At 60.5% G+C, this 14,583-nt stretch carries 11 protein-coding genes; all 11 read left to right on the top strand.

The window, feature by feature from the left end; all coding sequences use genetic code 11:
- Positions 1–5: 5 nt before the first annotated feature.
- Positions 6–1,391: a UDP-N-acetylmuramoyl-L-alanine--D-glutamate ligase gene (murD, locus tag AWR36_RS04880; RefSeq protein WP_067081964.1), complete on the top strand. Its 1,386-nt coding sequence runs from the start codon at positions 6–8 to the stop codon at positions 1,389–1,391.
- Complete coding sequence (gene ftsW / locus AWR36_RS04875; protein WP_231745253.1) at positions 1,388–2,626, top strand: putative lipid II flippase FtsW; 1,239 nt, start codon at positions 1,388–1,390, stop codon at positions 2,624–2,626. The genes murD and ftsW overlap by 4 nt, the downstream gene beginning before the upstream one ends.
- A gap of 14 nt (positions 2,627–2,640) precedes the next feature.
- A complete protein-coding gene (murG, locus tag AWR36_RS04870; RefSeq protein WP_255353970.1) occupies positions 2,641–3,756 on the top strand; it encodes an undecaprenyldiphospho-muramoylpentapeptide beta-N-acetylglucosaminyltransferase in 1,116 nt (371 codons plus the stop codon).
- Between the two features lie 46 nt (positions 3,757–3,802).
- A complete protein-coding gene (gene murC, locus AWR36_RS04865; protein ID WP_067083902.1) occupies positions 3,803–5,248 on the top strand; it encodes a UDP-N-acetylmuramate--L-alanine ligase in 1,446 nt (481 codons plus the stop codon).
- A 49-nt stretch (positions 5,249–5,297) separates the two neighbouring features.
- Positions 5,298–6,110 (top strand): cell division protein FtsQ/DivIB, encoded by an 813-nt coding sequence (locus AWR36_RS04860; protein ID WP_231745252.1) that lies wholly within the window; start codon positions 5,298–5,300, stop codon positions 6,108–6,110.
- Positions 6,111–6,230: 120 nt separating this feature from the next.
- A complete protein-coding gene (gene ftsA / locus AWR36_RS04855) occupies positions 6,231–7,466 on the top strand; it encodes a cell division protein FtsA (protein WP_067081961.1) in 1,236 nt (411 codons plus the stop codon).
- Between the two features lie 112 nt (positions 7,467–7,578).
- Positions 7,579–8,784 carry a cell division protein FtsZ gene (ftsZ, locus tag AWR36_RS04850; RefSeq protein ID WP_067081958.1) on the top strand — a complete coding sequence of 402 codons (1,206 nt, stop codon included), beginning with the start codon at positions 7,579–7,581 and terminating at the stop codon, positions 8,782–8,784.
- A 424-nt stretch (positions 8,785–9,208) separates the two neighbouring features.
- Entirely contained in the window at positions 9,209–10,120 is a 912-nt protein-coding gene (lpxC, locus tag AWR36_RS04845) for a UDP-3-O-acyl-N-acetylglucosamine deacetylase (protein ID WP_067081955.1), read from the top strand.
- A 228-nt stretch (positions 10,121–10,348) separates the two neighbouring features.
- Complete coding sequence (locus AWR36_RS04840) at positions 10,349–11,287, top strand: M23 family metallopeptidase (RefSeq protein WP_067081952.1); 939 nt, start codon at positions 10,349–10,351, stop codon at positions 11,285–11,287.
- 163 nt (positions 11,288–11,450) lie between these two features.
- The gene (secA, locus tag AWR36_RS04835; protein ID WP_067081947.1) at positions 11,451–14,198 is read left to right on the top strand and encodes a preprotein translocase subunit SecA; all 2,748 of its coding nucleotides are present in this window, start codon (positions 11,451–11,453) and stop codon (positions 14,196–14,198) included.
- Positions 14,199–14,392: 194 nt separating this feature from the next.
- Positions 14,393–14,583, top strand: a 191-nt coding sequence (locus tag AWR36_RS16340; protein ID WP_231745251.1) for a hypothetical protein, incomplete at its 3' end; no start/stop codon positions are given.

Genomic DNA, 14,583 nt, shown 5'->3' with positions numbered 1-14,583 from the left:
AACGGATGACATTGATCGCAACTTCGCAGCAAAAAGTGGTAATCGGGTTAGGCGCCACCGGTGTATCGGTGGTGCGTTACCTGCTGCGCGCCGGTTTAGTCCCCGTTGTGCTCGATAGCCGCCCGCAGCCCCCGGGGCTGGAAAGTTTCCGCGAACAGTTTCCCGATGTGCCGGTGCAGCTCGGGCCGCTGGATGCAGAGACGCTGCTCGCGGCGAGCGAGATCATCACCAGTCCCGGTGTCGCGCTGGCGGAGCCGGCCCTGCAGCGTGCCCTCGCCGAGGGCATTCCCGTGGTCGGGGATATAGAACTGTTCGCGCGGGAAATGAATCGCCTCGAGCAGCCGCCGAAGATTGCCGCTATCACGGGCTCCAATGGCAAGAGCACTGTGACCACCCTGCTGGGGCAAATGGCGCAGCGAGCCGGTGTGCGAGTGGCTGTCGGTGGCAATATCGGTGTCCCCGTGCTGGATCTGCTGGAACAGGCTTTACCCGAGCTGTTTGTACTGGAGCTCTCGAGCTTCCAGCTGGAAACCACTCACTCACTGGAGCTGACTGCGGCGACCATTCTGAACCTCAGTGAAGACCATATGGATCGCTACCCGGACATGGCCGCCTACCATGCCGCGAAGCAGCGTATATACCGCCATGCACAGCAATTGGTGGTCAATCGTGACGACCCGCTAACCCGCGCACCCCTGGCCCAGGGAGTGAAGGAGTGGAGCTTCGGTCTGAATAACCCGGACCTGGGCCAGTTTGGTTTGCGCCAGGTCGATGGCGAGGAATGGCTGGTCCGCGGTGTGGAAAAGCTCATGCCGGTTGCTGAGATGGCCATGGTCGGTCGACACAATGCGGCCAACGCGCTGGCGGCACTGGCCCTAGGTCACGCTGTCGGCCTGCCGATGGACACCATGCTGACCGTGCTGCGGGAGTTCCCCGGCCTCACTCACCGTTGTGAGCGGATCGGCGATATCGGCGAAGTGATCTTCGTCAACGATTCCAAGGGCACCAACGTCGGCGCTACTCGCGCAGCCTTGGAGGGACTCGGTTCGTCCAGTCAGAAGATCGTTTTGATTGCCGGCGGTGAGGGCAAGGGTGCGGATTTCACGCCTCTGGGTGAAGTGGCGGGCAATCTGCGTGGGCTGGTTACGATCGGTGTCGACGGGCCGAAAATTGCCGCCGCACTGACCGGGGCCTGCCCGGTGAAAACTGCCGGCAGTATGGAAGAAGCTGTCGCATCCGCGATGACACTGGCTGAGCCGGGTGATTACGTGCTGTTGTCACCGGCCTGCGCCAGTTTTGACATGTACCGGAATTTTGAGGCCCGCGGCGAAGACTTCCGTCGCGCGGTGACCGCGCTCGGCGCCAGTGTGCCGGCGGGAGGTGCGTTGTGAGTCGCACAAAAGAAAAACTGCAGCAGCTGGCTGCTGACGGTGGCAGTGGCATGAAAGCGGAGTGGGTGTTGCCCTTCAGTGTGCTCGCCCTGGCCAGTATCGGTGTCGTGATGGTGGCCTCCGCTTCGATTGCCTTTGCCAGCGATACCTACGGCGATCCCTGGTTTTTCCTGAAGCGCCACCTGATGTTTCTCGGTATTGGTGCCGTGATTGCTGGTGTGGTCAGCCAGGTACCGCTCGCCGCATGGTCGCGCCTTTCCTGGCCGTTGCTGCTTTTTGCTGGCCTGCTGCTGCTGATCGTGTTGGTGCCGGGGATTGGGCGCGAGGTAAACGGCAGTCGCCGCTGGCTGTCTTTCGGCCCCATTACGGTGCAGCCGGCAGAGGTGGCGAAGTTCTGCCTGCTGGTTTTCTTCGGCAGCTTTTTGACCCGTCGAAACCAGCAGTTGCGTCACTGGAGCAGCTTTATGGTGCCCGTAGTGATACTCGGCCTGGTGGCTCTGCTGTTGCTACTGCAGCCCGACTTCGGTTCGGTGGTGGTGATTTCCGGGACGGTGTTGGCAATGGTATTCCTGGCTGGCGCCCGCCTGCCGCACACCTTCACCCTGGTGGGGCTGGCGGCCAGCGCCCTGGCGATGATGGCGCTGATGAGCCCATACCGGTTGCAGCGACTGACGACTTTCCTGGATCCCTGGCGGGATCAGTTCGCCAGTGGCTACCAGTTGACCCAGTCGCTGATCGCGTTTGGCCGTGGTGAATGGTTCGGTGTTGGACTGGGTAATAGCGTGCAGAAACTCTTTTACCTGCCGGAGGCCCACACGGACTTTATCTTCGCCATCCTCTCTGAGGAGTGGGGCATGGTCGGTGGCTTGCTGGTGATCGGACTGTTTGCGGCCCTGACCTGGTCGCTTTTGCGGCTGGTGCGCCAGGCGCTGGCGAAACAGCAGTTCTTCGCCGCACTGCTGGCCTTCGGGATTGCAGTGCTGCTGGCCGGTCAGGCCTTCGTCAACATGGGCGTGGCCTCGGGCCTGCTGCCGACAAAGGGACTGACGCTGCCGTTCGTCAGTTCCGGGGGCAGTAGCCTGGTGATTTGCTGCGCCCTGTTTGCGCTGGCCCTGCGAATTCAGGGCGAGTTGCAAGAATCCACCAGCGAGAAAAAGTCCAGTGGCAGCGTGCGCAAGTTGCCGATTTTCAATCCGCTACAACTCGGCGATCGAACGCAGGGGGAGGCGGCCTGATGGTGGAGGAGACATTGGATCAGCAGAGTGCCCCGGACCAGCAGAGTGCCCCGGATTTTTCCGGCAAGCGCTTTTTACTGATGGCCGGCGGTACCGGCGGCCATGTGTTTCCCGCGCTGGCGGTGGCCAGGGCGCTGCAGGCGTGTGGCGCCGAAGTGGAGTGGTTGGGTACCGAGCGTGGCATTGAGGCGCAGCTGATTCCGGATGCAGGCATTGCGCTGCATTTCATCACCGTCGAGGGTGTCCGGGGCAAGGGCAAGCTGGCTCTGGCAAAAGCACCGTTCAAGATTCTGGGCGCAGTGCGTCAGGCCCTTGGGGTGATGAAGAAAGTTAATCCGGATGCGGTACTCGGATTCGGCGGTTATGCCACGGGCCCGGGCGGTGTTGCCGCCCGACTGCGTGGCATCCCGCTACTGATACACGAACAGAATGCCGTAGCGGGCACCACCAACCGGCTGCTGGCCAAAATTGCCAATCGGGTTCTGGAGGCGTTTCCCAGCGGCCTTGGCCGCGGCGAACAGGTCGGTAATCCGGTGCGAGAGGAGATTGTCCAGCTGCCGTCGCCGGAAAAGCGCATAGCAAAAGAGCGCCCCCTGCGACTGCTGGTGCTGGGCGGTAGCCTCGGCGCGGTTGCCATCAATGAGGTGGTACCGCAGGCACTGTCGCTGGTGGAAGAATCCATCCGGCCAAGGGTGACACATCAGGCCGGCCAGCGTCATCTGGATGTGGCCCGCGACAGTTATCGCCAGGCGGGCATTGATGCGGAGGTGGTGTCGTTTATCGCGGACATGGCCGGCGCCTACGAGCAGGCAGACCTGGTTATCTGCCGGGCCGGGGCATTGACCGTTTCGGAAATTGCGGCGGCGGGAGTGGGCGCGATCATGGTGCCGTTTCCGTTTGCCATTGACGACCACCAGACCAGGAACGGCGAGTGGCTGCAGGAGGCCGGCGGCGCGATTGTGGTTCAACAGGACACCATGAGCGCCGAGCAGATGGCCGGCCTATTGAGTGACCTGTTTACGCAGCCGGAAAAATTGCTGGCGATGGCAAAAGCCGCTCGCAGTGCAGCCCGCACCGATGCGACAACCCGTGTGGTCGAGGCCTGTGCGGCTATGACCGGCACCAAGTGAGAAATTCGGCGGAGGTAAGGAATTTAACATGACCAAAGACGCAGCAATGGAAAAGAGCAGCTACAGCGTGCCTGCCATGCGCCGCATCCGCCGTATTCACTTTATCGGAGTCGGCGGCGCCGGCATGAGTGGTATTGCCGAAGTGTTGCAGAACCAGGGTTACGAAGTTTCGGGCTCTGACTTGAAAGAGTCCTCGGTCACCCGCAGGTTGCGGGACCTGGGTGTAAAAGTGCAGGTCGGTCATACCGCAGACAACGTGCGCGACGTGGATGTGGTGGTGAACTCCTCTGCGGTACAGGAAGACAATCCGGAACTGGTTGCGGCCAGGGAAAACCGTATTCCTGTAGTGCGTCGTGCTGAAATGCTCGGTGAATTGATGCGTTATCGCTACGGAATCGCGGTGGCCGGCACCCATGGCAAGACCACGACCACCAGTCTGATTGCTTCGATCTTTGCTGCCGACGGCAAGGATCCCACATTTGTCATCGGTGGCCTGGTGAACGCAGCCGGGGCAAACGCCGCGCTGGGTGAGAGCCGCTACCTGATTGCCGAGGCCGATGAGAGCGATGCTTCATTTATCCACCTGCAGCCGATGGTGACGGTGATCACCAACATCGATGCGGACCATATGGAGACCTACGGCGGGGATTTTGAAAAGGTCAAGCAGATCTTTATCGACTTTGTGCACAACCTGCCGTTCTATGGTCTGGCGGTGGTGTGTGGGGATGATGAAAACGTGCAGGATGTAATCCCGCAGTTCTCTCGTCCGGTGTCTACTTACGGTTTTGATGAGGGGAATGACTACCGGATCGTCGAAGTGAACCAGGAACCCCTGCGCAGCCACTTCAAAGTACAGCGGCCGGAAGGAGATGTGCTGGAAGTGTGCGTGAACACCCCGGGCATCCACAATGTGCTGAATGCAACCGCCGCGATTGCCGTTGCCACGGAAGAGGGGGTTGCTGACGAGGCGATCCGCGAGGGACTGCTTGGCTTTCAGGGGGTCGGTCGACGCTTCCAGATCTACGGTCATTACGCGGTCAGCGACGACGCCAGTGCAGAAAAAGTCATGCTGGTGGACGATTACGGCCACCATCCGCGAGAGGTGGCGGCCACGATCAAGACCGTTCGAGACGGGTGGCCGGAGCGGCGCCTGGTGATGATCTACCAGCCGCATCGCTACACGCGCACAAGAGACCTGTTCGAGGACTTCGTGCAGGTGCTGTCGCAGGTGGACAAGCTGATCCTGCTGGATGTGTACAGTGCCGGCGAAGCACCAATCCCCGGGGCAGATGGTCGCACCCTGGCGCGAAGCCTCCGCAATCGTGGTCAGGTAGACCCGATTTTCGTGGAGACCATCGAACAGGTGCCGCCGATCCTGGCTGATCTGTTGGAGCCGGGTGATATCGTGCTGACCCAGGGGGCCGGTAATGTCGGTGCCTTGTCCCAGCAGCTGGCGCAGTGGCGCCTGGGTGATACCGGCGAAGAAGCATAGAAGCTCGAAGACAGCAAACACAGAGAATGATGAGGAGCGCAGGCAGCCAGTGAAAAAGGCCACCGCCAACAGTGACAAGCGGCAGCGCAAGGTGCGCGGCGCAAGTCCCCGGACAGAACGCTCCGCGTCTGCCGGCGGCGGCCTGCGCATGCTGGTTATTGCGCTGCTGGCCACCGGTGCGGTGTTGTCTGCGGCGTATAGCGGCCTGTGGCTCTGGCGACAGGTGCCGGTGACGGAACTCAGCCGGGTGGATGCGCTGCAGCAGGTCCGCGTGAAGGGCCCGTTTAAAGCCGTTTCACAGCGGCAGGTCGAGGAAATCCTGCTGCCGTATTTGCAGCGCGGATTTCTCACCGTGGATATTGCCGCGATGCAGGAAGCTCTGCTCGGGCACCCCTGGATCACCGAGGCGGATGTGCGCCGTCGCTGGCCCCGGGGTGTTGAGGTGGCGGTAAAAGAAGCCAGTCCGCTGGCGGTCTGGGGTAAAGACAAATTGCTGGTGGCGAGTGGAGACTTGTTGCCTCGTCCCGAGGGACTGGAGACAGGCCAACTGCCGGAACTTGCCGGTGATGAGGAACTGGTGGAACGTATTCTGTCGCAGTACCAGGCGCTGGCCGGACTGCTGACAACCCGGGACATGGAGGTCAAGCGATTAACGTTCGACGACCTCGCCGGGTGGCATCTGGAACTGGTTTCAGGGGTGGAGTTGTATCTCGGGCACGACGAGTTGCTGGAGCGGGTCAATCGCTTCCTGACTCTCAGCCGGGGTGTACTGGCACCACACCTGGAAAAGGTGGCGCGGGTGGATACGCGCTATAGCAACGCTCTGGCAGTGCAGTGGCGAACAAAACAAGAAATGGAATAAACGGAAAGCAGTAAACGCGGCCAAAAGCCGGCACAATCAAAATAGTAAAAAAGCGAGAACTCGACCCTGGCCGATTATTAACAATAACGGGCGGAGAGGTTCAGCGAGGTTGGTAGAAGAATGACACAAGCATCCGATAACCGCATGATCGTCGGGCTGGATATCGGCACTTCCAAAGTGGTGGCCATCGTTGGCGAGGTCACTGGCGAGGGAGAGCTGAATATCGTCGGTATCGGTTCACACCGCTCCACAGGTATGAAGAAGGGCGTGGTGGTCAATATTGAGTCCACGGTGCAGTCAATTCAGCGTGCCGTGGAAGAGGCCGAATTGATGGCGGGCTGCGAAATCCATTCCGTTTACGCCGGTATTGCAGGCAGCCATATCCGCAGTCTCAATTCCCACGGCATCGTGGCGATCAAAGATCGTGAAGTGACCCAGCACGACCTCGACCGGGTGATCGACGCTGCCCGGGCCGTGGCGATTCCGGCTGACCAGAAAATCCTGCACACCCTGCCGCAGGAGTACCTGATCGATAACCAGGAGGGCGTGAAGGAACCTCTGGGGATGTCCGGTGTTCGCCTGGAGGCAAAAGTGCACCTGGTCAGCGGTGCAGTAAACGCGGCACAGAATATCGAGAAGTGCATCCGCCGCTGCGGCCTGGAGGTTGAAGACATCATCCTCGAACAGCTGGCCTCGAGCTATGCGGTGTTGACCGATGATGAGAAAGAGCTCGGCGTGTGCATGGTGGATATCGGTGGCGGCACCACCGATATTGCCGTGTTTACCGGCGGCTCGATTCGTCATACCGGTGTCATACCCATTGCCGGTGACCAGGTCACCAATGACATTGCCATGGCATTGCGTACACCGACACCGCACGCAGAAGAGCTGAAAATCAAATATGCCTGTGCGCTGGCCAAGCTTGCGCGCGAAGGTGAAACCATCAAGGTGCCAAGTGTTGGCGACCGCGAGCCGCGGGATCTGTCCCGTCAGGCGCTGGCCGAGGTGGTAGAGCCCCGTTATGACGAGCTCTTTACTCTGGTGCAGGCGGAGCTGCGCCGCAGCGGTTTCGAAGACCTGTGTGCCGCCGGCGTCGTGCTGACCGGTGGCTCCTCAAAGATGGAGGGCGCGGTGGAACTGGCAGAGGAGATTTTCCATATGCCGGTGCGCCTTGCGGTGCCGCAGGGAATTGCTGGTCTGACCGACATCGTCAGCAACCCGATTTACTCCACTGGCGTGGGCCTGTTGATGTATGCCATACAGAGGGAGGACACCTCGGGGAATCGCCAGCGGCCGCAGCGGGAAGAAAATCAGTGGTGGGACAAGGTAAAGCACTGGTTCCGGGGAAATCTGTAAGAAAAAGGGCGGTTAAAAGCCGCCAAGACAGAATGGGCTGAAGTTCGACTGGCCCTTCTGGAAATTCAGGAACGAATAACAATTTTGACATGAGCAAAAAAGGGGAACAGCAATGTTCGAACTAGTCGATAGCGTACAGGACAAGCCTGTCATCAAAGTGATCGGTGTCGGCGGCGGTGGTGGTAATGCCGTGAAGCATATGATCGCCAGCGAGGTGGAGGGAGTAGATTTCATCTGCGCCAACACCGATGCACAGGCACTCAAGGACATCGAGGCGCGCACAATCCTGCAACTGGGTAACAACATCACCCGGGGTCTGGGTGCCGGCGCTAACCCGGATGTAGGCCGCCAGTCAGCGATGGAAGACCGCGAGCGCATTGCCGAAGTGCTGCAAGGTGCGGACATGGTCTTCATTACTGCAGGTATGGGTGGTGGTACCGGTACCGGTGGTGCACCGATCGTGGCAGAAATCGCCAAGGATCTGGGTATCCTGACCGTTGCGGTGGTGACCCGTCCCTTCAAGCTTGAGGGCAAGAAGCGCACGGCAGTCGCCGAGGAGGGCATCCTCGAGCTGCGCGACAAAGTCGACTCCCTGATTACCATTCCCAACGACCGCCTGATGGAGGTGCTCGGTGCCAAGGTGACCATGAAGGGAGCCTACAAAGAAGCGGACAATGTTCTGCTGGGCGCAGTTCAGGGCATCGCCGACTTGATGATTCGTCCCGGCGAGATGAACGTCGACTTTGCCGACGTGCGCACCGTGATGTCCGAGATGGGTATGGCGATGATGGGCTCCGGTGCCGCAGTGGGCGAGAACCGTGCCCGCGAAGCGGCGGAAAAGGCGGTGCGCAGCCCGCTGCTCGACAACGTCAACCTGCAGGGCGCTCGCGGTATCCTGGTCAATATCATTACCGGTAGCGAAGAAGCTGGCTGTCAGGAGCTGACCCTGGGCGAGTACTCCGAGGTTGCGGAAATCGTTCAGGAAATCGCTTCAGACGAAGCCACCGTAGTGATCGGTACTGCTGTGGATGACAAGCTGGGTGATGAGATGCGGGTAACCGTGGTGGCAGCAGGTCTGGGTGAGGGTGCCCAGCAGGCTGCCCGCCCCACCAAAGTGGTGGATAACACCCGTCGCCCGGAACTGCGCGAGGGCCGCGATGGTCAAAGCCCCAAGTCTGCCGTTACCCGTGAGCCCATGGAAGGTCGCCCGCGCACGGAGGCCGAACGGCCCAAGCGCCCGGCGCCCAGCATGAACCCGGCCGATACGGATATGGAATACCTGGATATTCCGGCATTCCTGCGCCGTCAGGCGGACTAGTTCGGTCAGCGAGCCTTGGTTTTACGACCATCGCTGGAACCGAACCGCCGCGCAGGCGAGGCAAATACACCGCTCATGTCCGCCCGGCCCTCGGGCCGGGCACCCCGCTTCGGCGGCGAGTGGTTCGGTTTCGACCGATTGGTCGGAAAAGTAGCCCGGGCTCACCCGGGTTTACTTTTATTGACAGCGTGTGCCCAGGGAAGCGCTTTAAAATAGGGCAGTGGCGCAGCAGTCTTCTCGCTGGACTAAGCTGAAAAAGAGTGGATCTACACCTTTGTCAGCAATGTCCGAATGATGAGCGGGGAGTTGTGACAGGGGAGTCAGGATGACTGTCATCTTATTGGTGGTCTTGGCGTATGAATTCTGCTAAGATCGCCGGCTTGCTGCGGTTTATGCCGCTCACCGACTGGGAAAACACGAATACATGATCAAGCAGCGCACACTGAAAAATGCTATCCGCGCCACGGGCGTGGGTCTCCACACTGGTAAGAAAGTCGTCCTGACTCTCAAACCGGCGCCGGTGGACACTGGCATCATTTTCCGTCGCACCGATCTGGATCCGGTGGTCGAAATTGAAGCCCGCGCCGAAAACGTGGGTGACACCCTGCTGTCCACCACCCTGGTGAAAGACGACGTTCGCGTCGCCACCGTCGAGCACCTGCTGTCCGCCATGGCGGGGCTGGGTATCGATAATGCCGTGGTCGAACTGTCCGCCCAGGAAGTGCCGATCATGGACGGCAGTGCCGGTCCGTTTGTATTCCTGATTCAGTCTGCGGGAATCCAGGAGCAGTCCGCCCCGAAGAAATTCCTGCGGATCAAGAAGCCTGTGACCGTGGAAGAGGGTGACAAGGTCGCCAGCTTCCTGCCGTTCAATGGCTTCAAGGTGTCTTTCACCATCGACTTTGACCACCCGGTTTTCCAGGGCCGCAACCTGACTTCTTCCGTGGACTTTTCCAGTACCTCGTTTGTGAAGGAAGTCAGCCGCGCGCGCACCTTCGGCTTTATGCACGAAATCGAGTACCTGCGTTCAAAAGGCCTGGTGCAGGGTGGCAGCGTGGACAATGCCATCGTGATCGATCAGTACCGCATCCTCAATGAGGGCGGCCTGCGTTACGAGGATGAGTTCGTCAAGCACAAGATCCTGGACGCCATCGGTGACCTGTACCTGCTGGGCACCAGCCTGATCGGCGAATACAAGGCATTCAAGTCCGGGCATGCACTGAACAACAAGTCCCTGCGCACCCTGATGGCGCAGGAAGACGCTTGGGAAATGGTGACCTTCGAGGGCGAAGAAGAGTCCCCCATCTCCTACGTCAAACCCATCCTGGCGGTCTGAGCCGGGATACGAAAAACCGGCATGAAAATTGCCGGTTTTTTTATGGGGCGCAGTTGGACAACTGTGCCCCAGCGAACAGTTCACAGCGGCCGACCAGTGGTACAGTGAAGGGAATCGTCGGTTCGCAAGCCAATGGATAGGTGTGAGGTGTAGCAGGGAGAGGTTACGCCCTGCGGAGCAGCAGATAGAGAAGACAACAACAGACTGCCAGACCTGAATACGCCTGTTATGAAAGTAATCCTTGTCAACGAGCGCGGCGGAATGTCGCGCACTTTCCGTTTCGGCGGCCTGAGCAAGGCCCTGCTGGGGCTGTGCCTGCTCGGTTTGCCGGTGGGGGCTTTCCTTGTTGGCTCTAACCTGCCGGTTTCTGAAAGCGACGTCTTCGATTCCCGCACCGCCAAGGCCTGGAACAAGGCCCTGCGCAAGCAGCAAGAGCAGATCGAAGAGGCTGATCGCCACGCCCGCGAGCAACTGACTGCCCTCACCGTCAAAATGGCGGAGATGCAGGCTCGCCTGACCCGAATTGATGCCCTCGGCGAGCGGCTCACCACTGTTGCCAAGCTGGATGAGGGAGAGTTCCAGTTCGGCACTGCACCGGCATTGGGCGGGCCGGAAGATCCGGGTATCGCCGGTGCGGCGGAGCTGCCCTACCAGCCCCCCGAATTCGTTGATGTTCTGGGCGATCTGTCCGACCAGATCGAAGATCGCCAGATGCAGATGAGCACCCTCGAATCCCTGCTGGCCCGCCGCCAGCTGCAGGACGAGCAGTTCATCGCCGGCCGCCCCATTACCCGCGGCTGGATGTCTTCCCGTTACGGTTACCGCACGGACCCCTTCAGTGGCCGCCGCTCCTGGCACAAAGGTGTCGATTTCGCCGGCAAAAACGGTTCCGACGTAGTGGCTGTGGCCTCCGGCGTTGTAACCTGGGCTGAAGACCGTTACGGCTACGGCCAGCTGGTGGAGATCAACCACGGTAATGGCTACAAGACCCGCTACGGGCACAACAGCGAGATCAAGGTCAAGCTGGGTGACGTGGTCAAGAAAGGCCAGGTGATCGCCCTGATGGGCTCCAGTGGACGCTCCACCGGTCCCCATGTGCACTTCGAGGTGTACAAGAATAACCGCCCTGTCGACCCGGCTACCTACATCCGCCGCACCGGCCGTTAACAACTATCCTTCCGTATGCGCCAGGCCAGCTCCCGTGGGGAGTTGCTAGTCTTGGCGCCTTCCTGTTTACTTGCACCCCTTGTCGCTCTCCGGCCCAGATGCCGTGAGAGGCCGGTCCCGCAGAGGGCCGGATCTGCAATTTGGATTGAGTGGTTTCTACATAATGATTGGCACACTGATAAAAACGGTCTTCGGCTCAAAAAATGACCGCGAGATCAAGCGCATGCGGAAGGCCGTGGCAAAGATCAACGCCTTCGAAGACGAGTACAAGCAGCTCGACGACGCGTCGCTGAAAGCCAAAACTGACGAGTTCAAGCAACGCCTCGCTGACGGCGAGGCCCTCGACAAACTGCTGCCCGAGGCCTTTGCTGCCGTGCGTGAGGCCAGCAGCCGTACCCTCGGCATGCGCCACTTCGACGTACAGATGATCGGTGGTATGACCCTGCATGAAGGACATATTGCCGAGATGCGCACCGGTGAGGGTAAAACCCTGGTGGCCACGCTGCCGGCCTACCTGAATGCCTTGGAAGGCAAGGGTGTGCACATTGTCACCGTGAATGATTACCTGGCCGGCCGCGATGCCAACTGGATGCGCCCGGTGTACGAATTCCTCGGCCTGCAGGTGGGCGTGGTTGTCTCCGGGCAGCACCCGGACGACAAGAAGGCTGCCTATCAGGCGGATATCACCTACGGCACCAACAACGAATTCGGTTTCGACTACCTGCGCGACAATATGGTGCTGCGCAAGGAAGACCGGGTTCAGCGCCCGCAGCATTACGCCATCGTGGACGAGGTGGACTCCATCCTGATCGACGAGGCGCGCACGCCGCTGATTATTTCCGGTGCAGCGGAGGACTCCTCCCAGCTTTATATGGCCATGAACAAACTGGTGCCGCAGCTGGAGCGCGCAGAAGAGGGTGGCGAGGGCCACTACTCGGTGGACGAGAAGACCCGCCAGGTGGAGCTGACAGAAGACGGGCACCAGCTGGTGGAAGACCTGCTGGCCCGCGGTGGATTCATCAAGCAGGACGAGTCCCTGTATGCGCCCGGCAACCTGGGCCTGCTGCACCACATGCACGCGGCCCTGCGCGCGCATGTGCTGTTCAATCGCGATGTGGACTACATCGTGCAGAACGGCCAGGTGGTGCTGATCGACGAACATACTGGCCGCACCATGCCCGGCCGCCGCCTGTCCGAGGGCCTGCACCAGGCACTGGAAGCAAAAGAGGGCGTGCAGATCCAGAGCGAGAGCCAGACCCTGGCCTCCACTACCTTCCAGAACCTGTTCCGCTTCTACCCTAAGCTGGCCGGTATGACCGGTACTGCCGATACCGAGGCGTTTGAATTCCGCCAGATCTACGGTCTGGACGTGGTGGTCATTCCCACCAACAAGCCGAAGCAGCGGGAAGACCTCAATGATCTGGTCTACCTGACCAAAGAAGAGAAGATGGATGCCATCATCGAGGACATCAAGTACTGCCGTGACAAGCAGGCTCCCATCCTCGTCGGTACTGCCTCCATCGAGACCTCTGAAGAGATGTCCCGTCGCCTGACCAAGGCGGGGATCAAGCACCAGGTACTGAACGCCAAGTACCACGAAAAAGAAGCACAGATCATTGCCCAGGCCGGTCGCCCGGGCACCGTCACCATCGCCACCAACATGGCCGGTCGCGGTACCGATATCGTGCTGGGCGGCAACTGGGAGGCCCAGGTCGAAGAGTTGCATCAGGAGAAGGGACGCGAACCCACCGAGGCGGAGATCGAGCAGCTCAAGGCCGAGTGGCAGAAGCGTCACGACACCGTGATCGAGGCCGGCGGCCTGCACATCATCGGCACCGAACGCCATGAATCCCGCCGTATCGACAACCAGCTGCGCGGCCGTGCGGGCCGCCAGGGCGACCCGGGTGTGACCCGTTTCTACCTGTCGTTGGAAGACAGCCTGATGCGTATCTTCGCCTCCGACCGGGTGAAGAACTTCATGCAGATGCTGGGTATGGAGAAGGGCGAGGCCATCGAGCATCGCATGGTTTCCAATGCCATTGAAAAAGCCCAGCGCCGTGTGGAAGGTCGCAACTTCGATATCCGCAAGCAGCTGCTGGAATACGACGATGTCGCCAATGACCAGCGTCAGGTGATCTATGGCCAGCGCAACGAGTTGCTGGAAGCGGAGACCATCAGCGACACCATCACCGCCATCCGCGCGGATGTGGTGGACGAGCTGATCTCCGGCTTCGTGCCGCCGCAGAGCGTGGAAGAGCAGTGGGATATCCCGGGCCTGGAGAAGCAGCTGGCCGGAGAACTGGGCCTGCAGCTGCCGGTCCAGCAGTGGCTGGACGAGGACCGTACCCTCCACGAGGAGAGCCTGCGCGAGAAGATCGTCACCACCGCCCAGGAAGCCTACGACGCCAAAGTGGCCCGTATCGGCGAGTCCACCGGCGACACCAACCTGATGCCCACCATCGAGCGGCAGATCATGCTGCAGGTACTCGATCAGCTGTGGAAAGAGCATCTGGCGAGCATGGACCACCTGCGCGCGGGTATCGGTCTGCGGGCCTATGCCAACAAGAACCCGAAGCAGGAGTTCAAGCGCGAGTCCTTCCACCTGTTCCAGAGCCTGCTGGACAATCTCAAGCACGAGGTAATCCGCGTGCTGGCTCACGTGGAGCCCATGACCCGCGAGCAGATGGAAGAAATGGAGCAGCGCCGCATCGAGGAGCAGCGCAAGCAGCAGCTGGAACTGCAGCATGCCCAGGCTTCCGCCATGCCGGAAACCCAGCCAGCACCGGAAGCGATTCCCGAGCCTGCCCGTCGCGGCCCCAAGGTCGGTCGTAACGACCCGTGCCCCTGTGGTTCCGGCAAGAAGTACAAGCAGTGCCACGGCAAGCTGGCGTCCTCGACCCAGCAGGGCTGATCCAAGCCTGAACCGCTGGGCCAGGCACCCTGGCCCGCGGATGACAAGGCGCGGAGGCACCTGCCAGTCACAAAGCCATCGCTGCCCACATCGTCATGCCGGCGAAGGCCGGCATCCAGCCTCCCACCGTGCGACCTTGGAGCAGCAAACCTTAGCTCGGCTCACGGGCAGATGGATCCCGGATCAAGTCCGGGATGACGGATGATGGTGGTTTCCATTGTTTCGTCATGCCGGCGAAGGCCGGCATCCAGCCTCCCACCGTGCGACCTTGGAGTAGCGGACCTTATCTTGGCTCACGGGCAGATGGATCCCGGATCAAGTCCGGGATGACAAGCGAGGTTGAATTCACCTTCGTCGTCATGCCGGCGAAGGCCGGCATCCAGCC

It is taken from the genome of Microbulbifer flavimaris, from assembly GCF_001641755.2.
GTDB classification, from domain to species: Bacteria; Pseudomonadota; Gammaproteobacteria; order Pseudomonadales; family Cellvibrionaceae; genus Microbulbifer; species Microbulbifer flavimaris.
Note: the sequence above shows the minus strand (reverse complement) of the source record. Positions and strands in the feature narration are given on the sequence as shown.